Annotated in this window: 17 protein-coding genes and 6 tRNA genes; 14 read left to right on the top strand and 9 right to left on the bottom strand. The window is 70.7% G+C overall.

Annotated elements, in window-relative coordinates; translation table 11 throughout:
* Nucleotides 1-76: 76 nt before the first annotated feature.
* Nucleotides 77-1,393, bottom strand: a complete 1,317-nt coding sequence (locus tag ACWD68_RS09660) for a serine/threonine-protein kinase (protein ID WP_451805910.1) — start codon at nt 1,391-1,393, stop codon at nt 77-79.
* Nucleotides 1,394-1,589: 196 nt separating this feature from the next.
* Here ACWD68_RS09660 and ACWD68_RS09655 point away from each other — a divergent pair, with 196 nt between their 5' ends.
* From ACWD68_RS09655 to ACWD68_RS09640, 4 genes are all read left to right on the top strand, one after another.
* The gene (locus tag ACWD68_RS09655; RefSeq protein WP_389504281.1) at nt 1,590-1,823 is read left to right on the top strand and encodes a hypothetical protein; all 234 of its coding nucleotides are present in this window, start codon (nt 1,590-1,592) and stop codon (nt 1,821-1,823) included.
* Nucleotides 1,824-2,064: 241 nt separating this feature from the next.
* Nucleotides 2,065-2,271, top strand: coding sequence for a hypothetical protein (locus ACWD68_RS09650; protein ID WP_451805909.1), 207 nt, complete (start codon nt 2,065-2,067; stop codon nt 2,269-2,271).
* A 215-nt stretch (nt 2,272-2,486) separates the two neighbouring features.
* On the top strand, nt 2,487-3,431 hold the full coding sequence (locus tag ACWD68_RS09645; protein WP_451805908.1) for a phosphotransferase family protein: 945 nt from the start codon (nt 2,487-2,489) through the stop codon (nt 3,429-3,431).
* Between the two features lie 74 nt (nt 3,432-3,505).
* A complete protein-coding gene (locus ACWD68_RS09640; RefSeq protein ID WP_451805907.1) occupies nt 3,506-3,799 on the top strand; it encodes a TFIIB-type zinc ribbon-containing protein in 294 nt (97 codons plus the stop codon).
* Nucleotides 3,800-3,929: 130 nt separating this feature from the next.
* On the opposite strand, the gene ACWD68_RS09635 is transcribed toward ACWD68_RS09640, so the two are convergent.
* The 5 genes from ACWD68_RS09635 to ACWD68_RS09615 form a co-directional block, all read right to left on the bottom strand.
* Nucleotides 3,930-4,004, bottom strand: a tRNA-Val gene (locus ACWD68_RS09635).
* Between the two features lie 40 nt (nt 4,005-4,044).
* Nucleotides 4,045-4,116 (bottom strand) — tRNA-Val (locus tag ACWD68_RS09630).
* A 19-nt stretch (nt 4,117-4,135) separates the two neighbouring features.
* Nucleotides 4,136-4,207, bottom strand: a tRNA-Val gene (locus tag ACWD68_RS09625).
* A gap of 1 nt (nt 4,208) precedes the next feature.
* Nucleotides 4,209-4,282: transfer RNA gene (locus ACWD68_RS09620), tRNA-Cys, on the bottom strand.
* Nucleotides 4,283-4,321: 39 nt separating this feature from the next.
* A tRNA-Gly gene (locus ACWD68_RS09615) sits at nt 4,322-4,394 on the bottom strand.
* Between the two features lie 156 nt (nt 4,395-4,550).
* On the opposite strand from ACWD68_RS09615, the gene ACWD68_RS09610 reads away from it, so the two are divergent.
* The 3 genes from ACWD68_RS09610 (at nt 4,551) to ACWD68_RS09600 (ending at nt 7,415) form a co-directional block, all read left to right on the top strand.
* The gene (locus ACWD68_RS09610; RefSeq protein ID WP_451805906.1) at nt 4,551-5,597 is read left to right on the top strand and encodes a chorismate-binding protein; all 1,047 of its coding nucleotides are present in this window, start codon (nt 4,551-4,553) and stop codon (nt 5,595-5,597) included.
* A gap of 92 nt (nt 5,598-5,689) precedes the next feature.
* Nucleotides 5,690-6,511, top strand: coding sequence for an aminotransferase class IV (locus ACWD68_RS09605; protein ID WP_451805905.1), 822 nt, complete (start codon nt 5,690-5,692; stop codon nt 6,509-6,511).
* Nucleotides 6,512-6,590: 79 nt separating this feature from the next.
* Nucleotides 6,591-7,415 (top strand): GNAT family N-acetyltransferase, encoded by an 825-nt coding sequence (locus tag ACWD68_RS09600; RefSeq protein WP_451805904.1) that lies wholly within the window; start codon nt 6,591-6,593, stop codon nt 7,413-7,415.
* 60 nt (nt 7,416-7,475) lie between these two features.
* On the opposite strand, the gene ACWD68_RS09595 is transcribed toward ACWD68_RS09600, so the two are convergent.
* On the bottom strand, nt 7,476-7,997 hold the full coding sequence (locus ACWD68_RS09595) for a DsbA family protein (RefSeq protein ID WP_451805903.1): 522 nt from the start codon (nt 7,995-7,997) through the stop codon (nt 7,476-7,478).
* A gap of 172 nt (nt 7,998-8,169) precedes the next feature.
* On the opposite strand from ACWD68_RS09595, the gene ACWD68_RS09590 reads away from it, so the two are divergent.
* A complete protein-coding gene (locus ACWD68_RS09590; protein WP_451805902.1) occupies nt 8,170-8,616 on the top strand; it encodes a hypothetical protein in 447 nt (148 codons plus the stop codon).
* 159 nt (nt 8,617-8,775) lie between these two features.
* Complete coding sequence (locus ACWD68_RS09585) at nt 8,776-8,928, top strand: hypothetical protein (RefSeq protein ID WP_266756592.1); 153 nt, start codon at nt 8,776-8,778, stop codon at nt 8,926-8,928.
* A gap of 201 nt (nt 8,929-9,129) precedes the next feature.
* Here the strand turns inward: ACWD68_RS09585 and ACWD68_RS09580 are convergent, their stop codons facing one another.
* Nucleotides 9,130-9,687, bottom strand: coding sequence for a CGNR zinc finger domain-containing protein (locus tag ACWD68_RS09580; RefSeq protein WP_451805901.1), 558 nt, complete (start codon nt 9,685-9,687; stop codon nt 9,130-9,132).
* A gap of 463 nt (nt 9,688-10,150) precedes the next feature.
* Nucleotides 10,151-10,564 carry an SsgA family sporulation/cell division regulator gene (locus tag ACWD68_RS09575; protein ID WP_003959770.1) on the bottom strand — a complete coding sequence of 138 codons (414 nt, stop codon included), beginning with the start codon at nt 10,562-10,564 and terminating at the stop codon, nt 10,151-10,153.
* Nucleotides 10,565-10,755: 191 nt separating this feature from the next.
* On the opposite strand from ACWD68_RS09575, the gene ACWD68_RS09570 reads away from it, so the two are divergent.
* The 5 genes from ACWD68_RS09570 (at nt 10,756) to ACWD68_RS09550 (ending at nt 16,198) form a co-directional block, all read left to right on the top strand.
* Nucleotides 10,756-11,190 (top strand): TIGR02611 family protein, encoded by a 435-nt coding sequence (locus ACWD68_RS09570; RefSeq protein ID WP_451805900.1) that lies wholly within the window; start codon nt 10,756-10,758, stop codon nt 11,188-11,190.
* 82 nt (nt 11,191-11,272) lie between these two features.
* Nucleotides 11,273-11,344 (top strand) — tRNA-Val (locus tag ACWD68_RS09565).
* Between the two features lie 1,694 nt (nt 11,345-13,038).
* On the top strand, nt 13,039-14,328 hold the full coding sequence (locus ACWD68_RS09560) for an ABC transporter substrate-binding protein (protein ID WP_451805899.1): 1,290 nt from the start codon (nt 13,039-13,041) through the stop codon (nt 14,326-14,328).
* Nucleotides 14,329-14,339: 11 nt separating this feature from the next.
* Complete coding sequence (locus tag ACWD68_RS09555; protein ID WP_451805898.1) at nt 14,340-15,296, top strand: carbohydrate ABC transporter permease; 957 nt, start codon at nt 14,340-14,342, stop codon at nt 15,294-15,296.
* Entirely contained in the window at nt 15,293-16,198 is a 906-nt protein-coding gene (locus ACWD68_RS09550; RefSeq protein ID WP_451805897.1) for a carbohydrate ABC transporter permease, read from the top strand. The genes ACWD68_RS09555 and ACWD68_RS09550 overlap by 4 nt, the downstream gene beginning before the upstream one ends.
* Nucleotides 16,199-16,315 lie beyond the last annotated feature (117 nt).

Below are 16,315 nucleotides of genomic sequence, written 5' to 3'. Positions count from 1 at the left end.
GCGGGGGCCCGGCCGCCCCCGCCAGCGGGCGTACGTGCCCGACCCCGCCACCGCGACGTGATCGAAGGGACAGGCTCTAGCCGTCCTGATGGAGCCGGCCGCGGTCCGTCCCGGTCGTCGAAGCGCCGGTGGGCAGCGGCTTGTACGACGACTGCTCCTGGCGTACGTCCTTGCGCGGGGTCCCGTCGTCGAGCCCGCGGGCCGGCCCCTGGCACCCCTGGGCCGCCGCGATGCCGAGCGCGACCAGCAGCGTCACCACCACGAACACGAAGAGCCGCTGGCGCAGCAGCCGCGGATTGGCGGGCCGCCTGCCGGTTCCGGTGGTCCGCGGCCCGGGCCGTCCGGCGCCGCTGCGCGGTGCGGGCCTGCTCCCGGAGCGGCCGGTGTTGCGGGCGGGCGCCGGCCGCGATCCCGACCGTGATCCGCCGTTCGTCCCGCCGGTGCGCGGCGGGGGAGTGGCCCCCGGGCGCCGCTGGGTGCGCTGCTCGACGTAATTCTCGGCCAGGCGCCCCGTCGGCCGGTCCGGATCCGTGCGCGGCGCGGGCGGCCGCACGTCCGCCATGCCCTGGGCCTCGCGGGCCGCGATCTCCTTGAGCCGCAACGACAGTTGGAGCGTGCTGGGCCGCTCCTCGGGGTCCTTCGCCAGACAGGCCCGGACGAGCGGGGCGAGGGCGTCCGGAACCCCGTGCAGGTGCGGCTCCTCGTGCACCACCCGGTAGAGCATCACTTCGGAACTGCCCTGTCCGAAGGGCGAGTCCTGGGTCGCCGCGTACGCGAGCGTGGCCCCGAGCGCGAAGACGTCTGTTGCCGGGGTGACGGCGGCGCCGCGCACCTGCTCGGGCGCCAGGAATCCGGGGGACCCGACCGCGGTGCCGACGTGCGTGAGTGTGCTGGCCCCGGTCGCCCACGCGATGCCGAAGTCGATGATCCGCGGGCCCTTCGGGGACAGCAGGATGTTGGACGGCTTGAGGTCACGGTGGACCACCCCGGCCTCGTGCACCGCGACCAGTCCCTCGGAGAGGGCGGCACCGACGGCGGCCACGTCGGCGGCCGACAGCGGCCCCTCCTCGGCGACCTTGTCGTGCAGGGAGGGGCCGGGCACGTACTGCGTGGCGAACCACGGCCGGTCCGCCTCCAGGTCGGCGGCGACGAGCCGGGCCGTGCAGCCGCCCCTGATCCGCCGTGCCGCCGAGACCTCGCGCGCGAACCGCGAGCGGAACTCCTGATCCTCCGCCAGATCCGGCCGGATCACCTTCAGAGCGACCCGCTGGCCGCGCCGGTCGGAGCCCAGATAGACAACACCCATCCCGCCCGCGCCGAGCCGTCGGTGAAGCCTGAACGAGCCGACGACACGCGGGTCCTCGCGCCTCAGGCGCATCATCGCCATGTCCATCCCCGCTGCCCGGTCCGTTTGACGAGCCACAGCTTACGTTTCCGCGGCCGGGTGCGCGCAGAGGCCGCGCCCTCTCGTTCCGATCGATTGTCAGTGCCGGGTGGGAAACTTGAAAGGTGGTCAGGGAGCCTGCGAACAGTGGCTCTTTGGGCCGCCTGTGATCCCAACCATCCATCGCAGAAGGGGGATTGAGCCCGTGAAGGGTGACCGCGTGGAGATAGTCGTGGACGCAGGGGACACGACGCGTACGTACGAGGTGGTAGCCAGCAGGGCGGGTCGCCGGGTGGAGACGGCGGTGCGCCGAGGTGTCGTGGAAGTGAGCGAAGTCACCCGAAACGGATCAGTGGTACGGACCGCCCGCTTCATGGCGACCCGGGTGCTGGCGCTCGTCGAGCAGCCGGTTCCCCGGGAGGACAGTTCGGAACAGTAGGGGCACATCGGGCGCCCTCTCCGGGAAGACCCTGAGACCTGGGTCCTCGTCTCCACCCAGGGGAGTAGTCCGCAGGTCATCGCTCATCCTCCGGGAGGCCCGGCAATCGGTACGAGGGCATGACGACCCACGGCCGCCGCGCGCCTAGATTTGAGGTCAAGCGGCGGGTGCAGCACTCGTCCCCCGAGGTCAGACACCCGCCGCTGCCAGACACGACAGAAACTCGGTCAGGAGAGGGACCATGGCCCACACGGCACCGCGGACAGCGCTCCGCACGCAGGGACGCAGGGCGTACAGCGCCGCGTTCGGCACCCGCCAGGGTCGGCGCCACCCCTTGGTGGCGACAGCGATGGTCCTTCCCCTGGCGGCCCTGCTCGTAGTCGTCTTCGGCGGCTGGGACGCGGTGGTCACACAGGCGTCGTCCGTGGGCGTGATGCTGGGGCGCTGAGCGGCGCCCCAGGCCCGGAAGAGCGGTCCGGGCGGGGACATCCGGCCATGAAACCCCGTGGGGACGGGGGTGCGGCGGACGGCACGAAGAATGCCCGCGCAGCTGGGGAGCTGCGCGGGCATTCTTCATGCCGGGGGCGGAGTGGCCGCGGTGCCGGGGTCGCCTCCCACCTGCGTACCCTCACCGGCAGACGTCGTACAGCCCCAGGGGGACCCGTGACCGCAGACACCCTGCTGCCCGCACTCACCGCCGCGGTGCGCCGCGCGGCCCACCCGGCGCCGGCCGCGTCCTGCCCCTGCGACGCCGAGGACGGGCTCCTCGCGGACCGCGACGACGGCACCGTCGTGCGCCACGGCGACATCGTCGCCAAGGCCCACGCCCCGGACACGGACCCCGCCGCGCTCGCCCTCCGCCTCTCCGTGGCCGCGAGCCTCCCGGGCATCCTCCTGCCGCCGCTGAACCCCGCCTCCGCCGGTCTCCTCGGCCGCCGGGTGACCTTCTGGCCGTACGGCGGCCCCGTCGACCCCGACACCCCCGACGCGGCCCCCTGGGAGGCGTCCGCGACCCTCCTGGCCCGCCTGCACCGGGCCCCCGCCCCGGACGGCCTGCCGTCCATGCGGGGCCCCGCCAAGGCCGCCCGCGCGATCGCCCGCCTGCGCGCTGCCGGCCCGCACCCGGCCGCCGCCCCGGTCCTGCGCGCCTGGGCGGCGCTGCCCGGCTGGGCACGGGCCGAGGCCCCGATGCCGGACGCCGCGACCCTGTGCCACGGCGACCTGCACCTCGGCCAGCTCGTACGTCATCCCGCGCCGGACGGTCCCTGGGTCCTCATCGACGTCGACGACCTGGGCGTCGGTGATCCGACCTGGGACCTGGCCCGTCCGGCCGCCTGGTACGCCTGCGGGCTTCTCCCGCCCGACGAGTGGCTCCGCTTCCTGACCGCCTACCGGGCCGCGGGCGGCCCATCCGTTCCCGCGACCGGCGATCCCTGGCCCGCACTGGACGTAGCGGCCCGCGCCCTCACCGTGCAGACCGCGGCCCTGGCCGTCGCCAAGTCCGCCGCCGCGGACCGCCCGTTGGACGAGGTGCAGCAGGCCGTCGTCGACGCCTGCGACCGAATGAGTTCCGCCCCGCCCGAGTTGACGCGAGGTTTCGCGACGTAGGGTGCAACCGACCGAAGCCGGGCAGTGTCTGTCCTGGCGGAAGCAGTACCGACCGGCGAGGAGTTGAGCCGAGCATGCAGTGTCCGAAGTGCCATGCGCAGATGCACACGTACAACCGCAATGGCGTCCAGATCGAGCAGTGCAGCGGCTGCCGCGGGATATTTCTCGACTACGGCGAGCTGGAGTCGCTGACCCGAGTGGAGTCGCAGTGGTCCCAGCCGGCGCCGCCGCCCCAGGGCGCTCCGCAGGCCTACCCGTCCGCCCCGGCGCCGGCCTGGGGCGCCCCGCAGCACGGCGGCGGTCACTACGGCGGCCACGGCGGCCACCACCGGCACAAGAGCTTCGGCCACATGCTCTTCTCGTCCTGAACGACCGAAGGGGCCTCCTCCTGAGCGGAGGGGCCCCTTCGTCGTGTCCGGGACACGGCCGGTCGCGGCGGGCCGCCGTGTCCGGAACACGACGAAGCCCCCGACCGTACGAGACGGCCGGGGGCTTTGCTGGTGCGCGATACTGGGATTGAACCAGTGACCTCTTCCGTGTCAGGGAAGCGCTCTCCCGCTGAGCTAATCGCGCAGGTCACGCGGCCGGAGCCACGCTTGCTGCTGGACTTGCGTGCGCGATACTGGGATTGAACCAGTGACCTCTTCCGTGTCAGGGAAGCGCTCTCCCGCTGAGCTAATCGCGCGGGGATCCTTGCGGACCAGTGGACGATACTGGGATTGAACCAGTGACCTCTTCCGTGTCAGGGAAGCGCTCTCCCGCTGAGCTAATCGTCCTTGGAGGTGGAGACGGGATTTGAACCCGTGTAGACGGCTTTGCAGGCCGTTGCCTCGCCTCTCGGCCACTCCACCAGGAGTGCGGGGGTTCGGGAAGATCCCCCTCATCCTGCGAGCGGACGACCAGGTTCGAACTGGCGACCTCAACCTTGGCAAGGTTGCGCTCTACCAACTGAGCTACGTCCGCTTGTCGTTTCCGTTGCGCTTGCGCGTCCCGGCGACGAGTTGAACTCTAGCGGATTCCCCGGCCAGCACAAAAACGCGTTTGTGCAGCGTGCTGCGGTCTGTCCCCCCGAGGACATGGTCGGGGCACCCGCCGCACACCCGCCCTAGACTCGTCTGCGTGCTCGACCTCCCTCCTCTCGCCCGTTTCGGCGGCCTCGTCGCGACCGGTCTCCTCGACGTCACCAGCGATCCCGCAGCCCTGGACTCGACCGGCTTCTGGGCCGTCTCGGCCGACTTCGAGGGGCGTCTGACCTGTGCCCGCTTCCGGGACGTACGTGAGGAGCCGGTGCCCGCGCCGGTGCCCGGGCGGTGGCGCGGCCCGGCGGCCGGTGACTGGCACACGTCCCTCGACCGCGCCGCCTACACCGCCGGCGTGCGACGCATACGCGAGCACATCGCGGCCGGCGAGGTCTACCAGGCGAACCTCTGCCGCGTGCTCAGCGCACCCGTCCCGCCCGACGCGGACGTGGACGCGCTGACCGCTCTGCTCGCCCGCGGCAACCCGGCACCGTACGCGGGAACGATCCGGCTGCCGGCCCACGGCGTCGAGATCGCCACCGCCTCCCCGGAACTCTTCCTGCGCCGGGCGAGCCGCTCCGTCGAGTCGGGCCCGATCAAGGGCACCGGACGCACCGAGGCGGACCTCCTGGACAAGGACTACGCCGAGAACGTGATGATCGTGGACCTCGTCCGCAACGACATCGGCCAGGTCTGCGCCACCGGCACCGTGACCGTGCCCGACCTGTGCGTCGTCGAGAAGCACCCGGGACTCGTGCACCTCGTCTCCACCGTCCACGGCGAACTGCGCGCGGACGTCGGCTGGCCCGGGCTCCTCGCCGCCGCCTTCCCCCCCGGCTCCGTCACCGGCGCCCCGAAGTCCAGTGCCCTGCGGATCATCGACGCCCTGGAGACCGCGCCGCGCGGCCCGTACTGCGGAGGTGTCGGCTGGGTCGACGCCGACCGCGGCACCGGCGAGCTGGCCGTCGGCATCCGCACCTTCTGGATCGACCGCGCCGACGGCGTCCTGCGCTTCGGCACGGGAGCGGGCATCACCTGGGGATCCGACCCCGAGGGGGAGTGGCGGGAGACCGAGCTGAAGGCGTCCCGGCTGCTCGCGGTAGCGTCGGGAGAGTACGAGGCGGGTGACGGGACTCTCCCGTCCTGAGCCGGTCCCGGGGACCACACCCGGGGCCGCGGCCGAAACGCCACGCCGGGCGGCTCGTCCGGCTCCGGCAGATTCATGCGAGGTAGGGACCAGTGAAGCTTTGGCTCGACGGCGGGCTGCAGGACATCGAGGCCGCCCGCGTCTCCGTCTTCGACCACGGGCTGACCGTGGGTGACGGCATCTTCGAGACCGTGAAGGCGGTCGACGGCCGGCCCTTCGCGATCACCCGCCACCTCGACCGGCTGGCCCGCTCGGCGCGCGGCCTCGGTCTGCCCGAGCCCGACGCCGACGAGGTGCGCCGTGCCTGCGCCGCCGTCCTCGACGCCAACCCGATGCCGCTCGGCCGGCTCCGCATCACCTACACCGGCGGTCACGGCCCGCTCGGCTCCGACCGCGGCGAGCACGGTCCGACCCTCGTCGTCGCGCTCGGCGCCTCCGACCGGCGCCCCGACTCCACCGCGGTCGTCACCGTCCCCTGGACCCGCAACGAACGCGGCGCGCTGACCGGCCTCAAGACCACCTCGTACGCCGAGAACGTCGTCGCCCTGGCCCGCGCGCGTGAACACGGCGCGTCCGAGGCGCTGTTCGCCAACACCGTGGGTCAACTCTGCGAGGGCACCGGGTCCAACGTCTTCGTCGTCCTCGACGGCGAGATCCACACCCCGCCGGTCGCCTCCGGCTGCCTCGCCGGTATCACCCGCGCCCTCACCGTCGAGTGGACCGGCGCCAAGGAGACCGACCTGCCGCTGGACGTCCTCGAGCACGCCGACGAGATCTTCCTGACGTCCACACTGCGCGATGTGCAGGCCGTGCACCGGGTCGACGCCCGTGAACTGCCGGGCGCACCGGGCCCGGTGACCGCCAAGGCGATGCGCGTCTTCGACGAGCGGGCCGCGGACGACCTCGATCCCTGACGGTCCTCAGGGGCCACCGGCCCCTGATCGCGCGGTAATTCGGCTGACCTCGCACGCATCAGGGGGTACAACACCCCTGATGACCACGACACTGCGGCCGACCGAGCCGCTTCAGCGCGCCGCCGACGGAACGCGTTCACGCCGCTACCACGTGTGTGTGAACAGCCGTCCCGTCGGCGCCGTACACCTGGCGACGGACACCTCCTTCGGGCCGGCCGTCGCCAAGATCCACGAGCTTCGCATCGAGGAGCCGGACCGCGGTCGCGGTCGCGGCACCGTGGCCGCGCTGGCCGCCGAGGAAGTGGCGCGCGGCTGGGGCTGCCGGCAGATCGAGGTGACCGTCCCCGGCGCCGCCGCCGCGGCGCTGGAGCTCACCAGGGCACTCGGCTACGTCCTGCGCAACCGCGGGATGGAGAAGGTGCTCGAAGGTCCCCCTCCCGTGCTGCCCGCCGGCAGCGCCGACCGGCCCATGACCCGGGACGAGTACGAGATCTGGGACCGGACGGGCCGGCAGGAGTACGCCGGGGACTGGATCCGGCACGGTGTGCCGGAGGCCGACGCGCTCGCCAAGGCGGACCGGGACTTCGGCGGCGCGCTGCCCCAGGGCCCGGACACCGCGAACATGCGGCTGAGCGTCCTGGAGCACGAGGGTGTCCCCGTGGGCGAGCTCTGGCTGGGCGACCGGGACGGGCGCAGCTTCGTCTACGACGTGGCGGTCCGCGGCGACCGGCGCGGACGCGGTCACGGGCGGACGCTCATGCGGCTTGCCGAGGCACAGGCGATGGCCGTCGGGTCGAGCCGTGTCGGCCTCAACGTCTTCGCTGGGAACACCCCGGCCGAGCGGCTCTACGAGTCACTCGGTTACGAGACGACGGCGTACCACCTGTACAAGAGGCTGCTCTAGCCGTGGTGCGCTCCCCAACGAGCCCCCGTGGCAGGCCGGCCGGGTGGCTCGGCGCGGGGCTCAGGCCCGCTCGGCGAGCAGCCGGTCGGCGATCTCCTCGATCCGCTCGCGCAGTCCTTCCTGGCTCTTGCCGCCGTCCAGACGCTCACCGTCGATGACGTACGTCGGGGTGCCGGTGACACCGATCGCCTTGCCCTCGGCCTGGTCGGCGTCGACGATCAGGATGTGTCGGCCGTCGATCAGGGCCGTGTCGAACTCCTCGGCGTCCAGGCCGAGTTCCCGCGCGATCTCGACCAGGAAGGCCTCGCCCCCGCGGTCCAGCTCCTCCACCCGACCGAGCACGGCCTCGATGTACGGCCAGGCACTGCCCTGCTCGGTGGCCTCCTCGGCGGCCTGCGCCGCGGCGAAGGCGTGCTTGTGCTTCTCCAGGGGGAAGTGCCGCAGCCGCAGCTCGAGACGGTCGCCGTAGCGGGCACGCAGCGCGCGCAGGTCGGCGAGGGCGCCACGGCAGTCGGGGCACTGGAGTTCACACCAGACGTCCAGGACGACGGGGACCGGAGGCACGGGGGAGGAGTCGTTCATGGGACCCAGTCTCCCAGCCCCGGAAGGGGGTGGCCCAACCGGGACCTGGGGAGGACGACTACCCGGAGATCTCCCTGAGGTCTGCCCGGACCATGGCATACCGGGCATGGAGCGGTGCAGGATGGAAGGGACGAACCACTCAGCCCCACCGAGCCCTGCCTGGAGGACCGGAATGATCGCCGAGACCGTCTGTTCCGCCGTCTCCGTCGCCGGCCTGGGCATCGCCGCGGTGACGGCCTACCGCAAGCGTTTCCTGGCGGCCGCCCGGATAGCCGCGTACTCCCTGGTGCCGATCGGCCTGGTCATGACCGGAGTGGTCGGCTGGCTGGCCGACACCGCGTTCAGTCCGACCGCGTGGGCCGGTTTCGTGGTGCTCGGCGGCTCCTGGCTGCTGTTCATGATCACCCGTGCCGTGGAGCGTCGCGGCGGGGGGACGCGGAAGGAGCGCAAGGCGGCGAAGGCCGCCGCTCAGCGCGAGGTGGTGGCTCCCGCGGCCTCGGCCCCCTCGCTGGGCCAGGGCACCGGCACCGTCGCCCGGCCCGCCGCGACACCGCGGGCCAAAGGTTCCGGGGACGACTTCAGCGACATCGAGGCGATCCTGAAGAAGCACGGCATCTGACCGGCTGAGCCGAGACCCAAGATCGCACGCGCGTCGGACGGTGAATGCGCGGAACCGTTCACGTTCGAGCGCGCCCGTCACATGATCCAGCGAACTCCCGTATATTCCGGGCGTGTTGATCGCGGAGGGGGTGCTCCCTGCGTCATCATCGCCCGCGAGATGCTGGACACAACACCGAGCGACACCGCTGCCCCGCCCGAGGAGCGGCGTGGTTGTCTCTTCGCGCTCTCCCAGCCGCCGCTGATGATCTTCCTTGCGGTGATCGGCTGTCTGCTGCTCATGGCTTCGCTGCATGACCTGCTGCTGCTCTGAGCTGTACACGGAGCCCCTGGCGTCACCCGCCGAGGGCTCCGTCAGCCCGGCCCACTCCGGAGCGCCGCCCGGCCATCCCTTCACGCGACCCGCCTGACGCCGGCCGGTGAGCCTGCCCGTCATCCGTGAGCCTTCCGGGCTCTCGGTCGCCTGTCCTGGGCCTGCCGGCCTCTCGGCCGTCCGTCCGTGTCCTGTCGGGCCTCAGCCCGCGGCTTCCTTGCGGCGCGCCCGGTAGGCGGCCACATGGAGCCGGTTCCCGCAGGTGCGGCTGTCGCAGTAGCGGCGGGAGCGGTTGCGGGAGAGGTCGACGAAGGCCCGTCGGCAGTCCGGGGCCTCGCAGCGGAGCAGTCGCTCCTGCTCTCCGGCGACCACGAAGAAGGCCAGCGCCATCCCGCAGTCGGCCGCCAGATGGTCGGCGACCGAGGCGCCTGGCGCGAAGTAGTGGACATGCCAGTCGTAGCCGTCGTGGTCCGTCAGCCGAGGCGTGGTGCCGGCGGCGGCGACCAGCTGGTTGATGAGCGAGGCGGCGACACGCGGATCGTCGGCGGCGAAGATCCCGGCGAAGTGGTCGCGCACCTTGTGCACGGCCGCGAGATCGTGCTCCGACAGCACGCCGACATCGCTGATGTCGTGCTTTCGCACGAAGTCGGCGAGGGACGGGACATCGGCGAGCCCGTCCGCCGTCTCGTCCTCCGGCGCGGTGTTCACCAGATCCACCACGGCGTCGAGCGCACACCGGGTGTCGTGGGTGATCAGCACGATTCGCTCCCTGGCCTGGGGGTCGGGCGAGGGTGCCCGCCCCGATGCTGGCCGATGGTAGTGGCTTCCCGGCGCGGTGGAGACGGGCGGGCGTTCGCGGGGGCGGGAGCCCGTCGCGGGAAGGCCTGCGGGCACGGGGCGGCCGAGCCTCCTGGGGTGCCCCGGAAGGTGACGCCTGAGAGGGAACGGTGTCCGGCGGAGGGGAGCGCCTGAGGGGAAGTGGCAGGTGATGACGGATGGTGACGGGTGGTGACTGCGGGGGAGCGGGAGGCGTGTGCCCGGCGGGGGTGGCCGGGTGGATGCCGGCCCGTGGGGGTGGCCGGGTGGGTCCAGGGCGGTGGACGCGCACCGGCGCCGCCGCCGCGGACTTTCCGCGACGTCGGCGCCGGTGTGTGCCTTATGCGGTTGTCTAGGCCCGAGCCGTCTCCCCGAGTGGACGGCGCCGGGCGGCTCTGGTGACGCGTCAGCTCTCGGCCAGGATGTGTGAGAGCTCCGTGTCGAGATCGAAGTGCCGGTGTTCCGTGCCGGGGGGCACGGCTGCGTCCGTTCGCTTCAGGAATGATTCCAGGGCCCTCGCAGGGGCTTCGAGCAGGGCTTCACCCTCCGGAGAGCTCAGGGCGATGCATACGACGCCCTGGCCGTGGCTTCGGGACGGCCAGACTCGGACGTCGCCGGTACCGGTGGGCCGGTGCAGGCCCTCGGCGAGGAGGTCGCGGGCGAACACCCACTCGACGGTTTCCTCGGCTCCGGTGTGGAAGGTGGCGTGCACGGCGTAGGGATCGGCCGTGTCATACCGCAGTCCTGCGGGTACAGGCAGTGAGGACTCGCTCGACACAACGAGGCGCAGGTGCAGCTCGCAGCTGACCGTGGTGTTCATAAGCGCCAGGGCCTTTCGCTCAGTGTGCGCTCGGGGATTCGCACGTCGGCGAAATCGACATGCCACCTACGGTGCCGTTGTAAACCCCTCTGAGTGTTTTGCGTGTCTTTATGTAACTCATCCGGCCGAGGGCGCCTTCGTCGGATAGGGCCATTCCGGTGACCGGTTTCTCTCGGGTAGGGTTTGGTCGTATGAATACGGGGAGTGACGAGCCGGGCGAGGTCGCCATGGCGGACGACGAGGCGAAGAATGAGCGAGCGCTCGGTTCTCGGGCGCCGGAATTCATCAAGGCGCGCCGCGCGCTGCACGTGAGCTGGCAGGTGGGTGTTTTCATCATCGGGCTCGCGGTCGTCGGCGCGGGCGTGGTGATGCTGCCGCTGCCGGGTCCCGGCTGGCTGGTGATCTTCGGCGGCATGGCGATCTGGGCGACCGAGTTCGTCTGGGCCCAGCTGGTGCTCCGCTGGACGAAGCGCAAGGTCACGGAGGCGACGCAGCGCGCGCTGGATCCCAAGGTCCGGCGCCGCAACATCATCCTCACCACGGTCGGCCTCGTGATCGTGGCCGTCCTCGTCGGCGTGTACCTCTGGAAGTTCGGCTTCGAGATGCCGTGGAACATCAAGGAATGACGAGGTCGGCTCGGGCCTGTTCCGAGCCGACTCCGCTGGTCGGAGCCACCCCCTGACATGGGGTAATGTTCTCCCTGCGCCCGGGCGATTAGCTCAGCGGGAGAGCGCTTCGTTCACACCGAAGAGGTCACTGGTTCGAACCCAGTATCGCCCACACATACGACAGACGGCCCCGCTCCACGGCATCGTGGAGCGGGGCCTTCTTCGTCGTCGCGAGGACGGCCGGGGCGGCCGGGAGGGCCGGGCGTCCGGCACCGGGGGCTCGGGCCTGGCCTCGCCGCCGGGTGCCGCCGGCGCCCTCGCCCCTGCGCGGTCCCCGGCACGGCTCATGCCTGGGTCGTGGCACGTCCGAGGTCGGTCCGTCGAGCGCGTCGTCCTGGTCTCCGGGCTGAACGCGGTGGCCCTCCCGTGTCCGGCGTCCGCTGGAGCACGACCTTCGCCGCCGCTGCCGCCGCGTCGCAGTTGTGGCCGCAGATGCCGGGTCGTGGCGGGTCGCGGTTGCGTGGGTGAGGGCGAGCGGCTCGGGCGGTGCGTGCGGTCCGGGGCGCCGAGGTGGACGCCGTCGCTCCGGGGCTGAGCGCGGAGCCCTCTCATGGCGCGCAGCTGTTGGTGTGGGGCGCAGGTGTTTCGGTATGTCACGCCGGTTGCCGGTTGCCGGTTGCCGGTTGCCGGTGCCGGTGCCGGTGCGGGGAGTGGGCACCTTTGTGCGACATGCGGGCATCGCGGTACGGCGTTCGGGTCCTGCCGTACGGCGAGGGATTCGGGGTCCGGGTGGACGTGTCGGTCGGCCGCCTGACCTGCGTCGATCCACGAGGTCGAGTGCTCGGCTTGCCCTGCCAGGCCGTGTACGCACATCTCGCCGACGGTGCCTGTTGGACGGCCTTTCCGGGCGGCTCGCCATCGCGGAACGGCAGCTCGGTGCCCGCCTCTTGAGGCACTCGCGTCACCCGCGTGGCATCCAGTCGGGCGTCCTGGCACCGAGCCGACATCTCGGCGAACACCCCTCCGGCCCATGTCTCTTGAGCCGGGGCGGACTGTGCCGTCAGGGGCGTACGGCAGGGCTGTGCCGGCGGGGCACGAGTGGTCTGGGCCGAGCCGAGCCGACCTGGTCCGGGTCGAGCCGGCCGTGCCGACTGGTCAGGGCCGAGCCGGCCGAGCCGACCTGGTCCGGGTCGAGCTGAGCCGTGCCGACCTGGTCCGGGTCGAGCTGGCCAATCCCACCTGGTCTGGGCCGAGCTGAGCCGACCTGGTCAGGGCCGAGCTGAGCCAAGCCGACCTGGTCAGGGTCAGGGCCAACCGACCAGGCCGGCCCGAGCCGACCGGATCGACTTGGGCCCACCCGTTCACCCCTGGCCGATCCCCCGTCGCCCGAATCGAGTTGAGCCCGGCCGAGCCGAACCCCACCGCCACGGGCCAACTCGACCGACCCCGATACCGCCCCTCCCGGCGGCCTCCCGGCATCAGCCGACCCGCCATCCCTGCGTCCGCCCCCCTCGCAGCACCACCTCTCCCGGCACCAACGCCCCCGACATCAACCCCCCACCCATCACGCTCCGTTCCCATGCCCGACGCCAACACCCGTGACAGCAGTACCTTTTCGGCCGCGCGTGATGCCCGCCTCATCGCCGGAGAATTGTTCGATCGGTCGATCGCGCGGGCCCGACCTGCGTACTCCTGTTCGCATGCGTCGCTCCCGCCACGGAGCCCGGCGCGACGGGATCGAGGCGCCGCACATCAATTCCTGTCCGAATCATTGACGCGCCCGAAAGCCCTCCGTAGCTTGTGCCAGCAAGCGCTTACTTGAAACGATTCATGCAGGCGGCGGCGACGTTGCGGGGAGGCCCGACAGTGGGAAACAACGGGAGTGTCGAGAGGCGGACGGTCCTCAAGACCGCCGGAGCTTCGCTGGCCACACTGGGGCTGGCCGCGGCGACCGGGTGCGGTGGGGACGGCGGGGGCGCCGGCGACGGGACCGTGACGATCCGCTACGCCTGGTGGGGTGCGGACGAGCGGGCGAAGAGGATCAACCAGTCCATCGCGCTCTTCGAGAAGAAGTATCCGAAGATCAAGGTGAAGACGGACTTCCAGGATTATGTGGCCTTCTGGGAGAAGTTCCAGACCCAGGCCGCCGGCGGAAATCCGCCGGATGTATTCCAGAACGCCGTCGGATTTCTGCGGAAGTACGACAAGCGAGGGATCCTGCTCGACCTCAAGTCCCAGATAGACGCCGGAAATCTCAGCCTGGAAAACTTCCGCTCCGGAGTCGAGAAGGTCGGTCAGGTCGACGGAAAGCAGCTCGGTATTCCCGTCGGATCCAACACCATGTCACTTGTCATCGACGAGAAGGTGTTCGAGACGGCCGGCATCGAGCCGAAGCAGGGATGGACCTGGGACGAGTACTTCGCCGCGCTCAAGAAGATTCACGACCGCCAGAAGACGGCGGGCGACACCGGCTATTTCGGCATCATGTACTTGTACGACCTCTACCTCCGGCAGAACGGCAAGGCGTTCTTCACCAAGGACGGACTCGGTTTCGACGAGGCGGATCTGACGGAGTGGTGGGCCGACGGCTACAACCGCGTCAAGGCCGGCATCATCACCGATCCCAAGCGGGTCGAGCAGGACAAGCCCAAGTCGTCGCTCTCGGCGGGCCACGCCGCCTCCGAGTTCACCTGGGACAACTTCACGGTCCGCTACACGGCCGAGGGCGACAGCAGTTACGGCCTGGCGCCGATCCCGACGACCGACGGCAAGCAGACCGGCCAGTACCTGGCCTCCCTGATGCTCAGCGCCTCCGCACGCACCGAGCACCCCAAGGAAGTCGCCCAGTTCATCAACTTCATGGTCCACGACCCCGAGGTCGGCAAGATCATGGGTTACGACCGCGGCATCCTGGCGACCACCGAGCAGTACGAGGCGTTCAAGCCGTCCGACGCCCCCAGCAAGGCCATCGCGCAGTACGAGCAGGATGTCGCCGCGGCCGGCGTGCTCGGCCCGATCACCCCGCACCCGGCCGGTGCCGACACCGTCGAATCCGCCTTTCTGCGCATCGGCGGTGACATGTCGCAGGGCACTACCAAGGTCTCCGACGCGGTGAAGCAGTTCTTCTCCGAGGCGAAGACAGCCCTCGCCGTCTGATGGGAACCGCCGTGACGCTCGTCAAGGACTCTCCGCCCGACGCGCCGGAGATGCGCCCCGCGGCCCCCGTCGCCGAAAGGCGGCGGGGGCGCCGGGAGAATCTCGCCGGTTATCTCTTCATGTCACCCTGGATCGCGGGCTTCCTGCTCCTGACCGCGGGCCCGATGGCAGCTTCCCTCTACTTCGCCTTCACCGACTACAACCTCTTCAGCTCGCCGAAATGGATCGGCTTCGACAACTTCGCGACGATGTTCGGCGATCCCCGGTGGCAGAAGTCGGTCGAGGTGACGGCCAAGTACGTCGTCATCGGGACGCCGCTCAAGCTGTTGCTGGCGCTCGGGGTGGCCCTGCTCCTCGCGCAGAGCCGCCGCGGGCAGGCTTTCTACCGGGCCGCGTTCTACGCCCCGTCGCTGATCGGCGCGAGCGTCTCGGTCGGCTTCGTGTGGCGCGCGCTGTTCTCCGACGACGCCGCCGTGGACCGTGCCCAGTCGTTCTTCGGCCTGCACACCGGGGGCTGGGTCGGCGACCCGGACTGGGTGCTCTACAGCCTGGTCGCGCTCACCGTCTGGCAGTTCGGCGCCCCCATGGTGATCTTCCTGGCGGGGCTCAAGCAGGTGCCGAAGGAGCTGTACGAGGCTGCCGAGGTGGACGGCGCGGGACCGCTGCGGAGGTTCTGGAGCATCACGCTGCCGATGATCTCGCCGGTGCTGTTCTTCAACGTGCTCCTGGAGACCATCCACTCGTTCCAGATCTTCGGTTCGGCGTACGTGGTGTCCAACACCACCTGCGGTCCGGCCGACGCCACGCTCGTCTACACCTGCTACCTCTACCAGAAGGGCTTCAAGGAGTCCCAGATGGGCTTCGCCTCCGCCATGGCCTGGATGCTGCTGCTCGCCGTCGCGTTGGTGACGGCCGTTCTCTTCTGGTCGCAGAAGCGCTGGGTGCACTACGAGGAGGACGCCCGATGAGCGGCATCACCGGCAAGGCATTCGGCTCCGCCGCCGCGACCGCCTCGGGAAGCCCCGGGAGGTCCGGACGCAGGCGCACCGGCTCGCTCGCCTGGCACATCGGGGCCCTGCTGGTCCTCGCGGTCGTCCTCTATCCCGTGCTGTGGGTGCTCGGTGCCTCGTTCAAGCCGAGCCGCGAGATCATCGGGAGCCTGGATCTCTTTCCGACCAGCCCGATCCTGGCCAACTTCGAGGGGCTGGCCGACGGCATCGCCGACATCTCGATCGCGACCTTCTTCCAGAACTCCCTCTTCTACGCCCTCGGTTCCGTCGTCGGCATCCTGATCTCCTGCTCGCTGACCGCGTACGCCTTCGCCAAGATCCGGTTCGCGGGGCGGAACCTGCTCTTCTCGCTGATGATCGGCACACTCCTGCTGCCGTATCACGTGCTGCTCATCCCGCAGTACGTGATGTTCCAGAAGGTGGAGCTGGTCAACACCTATGTGCCGCTGCTGATCGGCAAGTACCTGGCCACCGAGGCGTTCTTCGTCTTCCTCATGGTGCAGTTCATGCGGAACCTGCCGCGCGAGCTGGACGAGGCGGCGCGGCTCGACGGCTGCGGGCATCTGCGGATCTACTGGTCGATCGTGCTGCCGCTGTGCCGTCCGGCTCTCATCACCAGCGCGATCTTCACCTTCATCAACGCCTGGAACGACTTCATGGGCCCGCTGATCTACCTCAACGAGCCCGGCAAGTACACGGTCTCGCTCGGCATGATGATGTTCCGCGACCAGGAGGGGGTCGCCAACTACGGCGGCATGATCGCGATGTCGCTGGTGGCGCTGCTGCCGGTGCTCCTCTTCTTCCTCGCTTTCCAGCGGTATCTGATCGACGGTATGGCGACGTCGGGATTGAAGGGCTGAGATGGCCGTCACCCGCCCGAGATCGCGTGCTGGAGCCGGGGCGACCGCGCGGGGCAGCGCGCCGCGGCGGAATGGTGCGACGCGTCGCGGAAGGGCGGCCGAGGCCCGCAGGACATC

The sequence above is a fragment of the Streptomyces sp. NPDC005141 genome (assembly GCF_053599975.1).
The sequence above is the reverse complement of the archived record's forward strand: the minus strand, read 5'-3'. Positions and strand labels throughout refer to the sequence as shown.

Coding starts and splice junctions, on each gene's coding strand:
- ACWD68_RS09570 (WP_451805900.1), top strand. CDS start 10,756: ATGAATACGGGGAGTGACGAGCCGGGCGAGGTCGCCATGGCGGACGAC.
- ACWD68_RS09595 (WP_451805903.1), bottom strand. CDS start 7,997: ATGAACGACTCCTCCCCCGTGCCTCCGGTCCCCGTCGTCCTGGACGTC.
- ACWD68_RS09550 (WP_451805897.1), top strand. CDS start 15,293: ATGAGCGGCATCACCGGCAAGGCATTCGGCTCCGCCGCCGCGACCGCC.
- ACWD68_RS09600 (WP_451805904.1), top strand. CDS start 6,591: ATGACCACGACACTGCGGCCGACCGAGCCGCTTCAGCGCGCCGCCGAC.
- ACWD68_RS09650 (WP_451805909.1), top strand. CDS start 2,065: ATGGCCCACACGGCACCGCGGACAGCGCTCCGCACGCAGGGACGCAGG.
- ACWD68_RS09590 (WP_451805902.1), top strand. CDS start 8,170: ATGATCGCCGAGACCGTCTGTTCCGCCGTCTCCGTCGCCGGCCTGGGC.
- ACWD68_RS09585 (WP_266756592.1), top strand. CDS start 8,776: ATGCTGGACACAACACCGAGCGACACCGCTGCCCCGCCCGAGGAGCGG.
- ACWD68_RS09575 (WP_003959770.1), bottom strand. CDS start 10,564: ATGAACACCACGGTCAGCTGCGAGCTGCACCTGCGCCTCGTTGTGTCG.
- ACWD68_RS09660 (WP_451805910.1), bottom strand. CDS start 1,393: ATGGACATGGCGATGATGCGCCTGAGGCGCGAGGACCCGCGTGTCGTC.
- ACWD68_RS09640 (WP_451805907.1), top strand. CDS start 3,506: ATGCAGTGTCCGAAGTGCCATGCGCAGATGCACACGTACAACCGCAAT.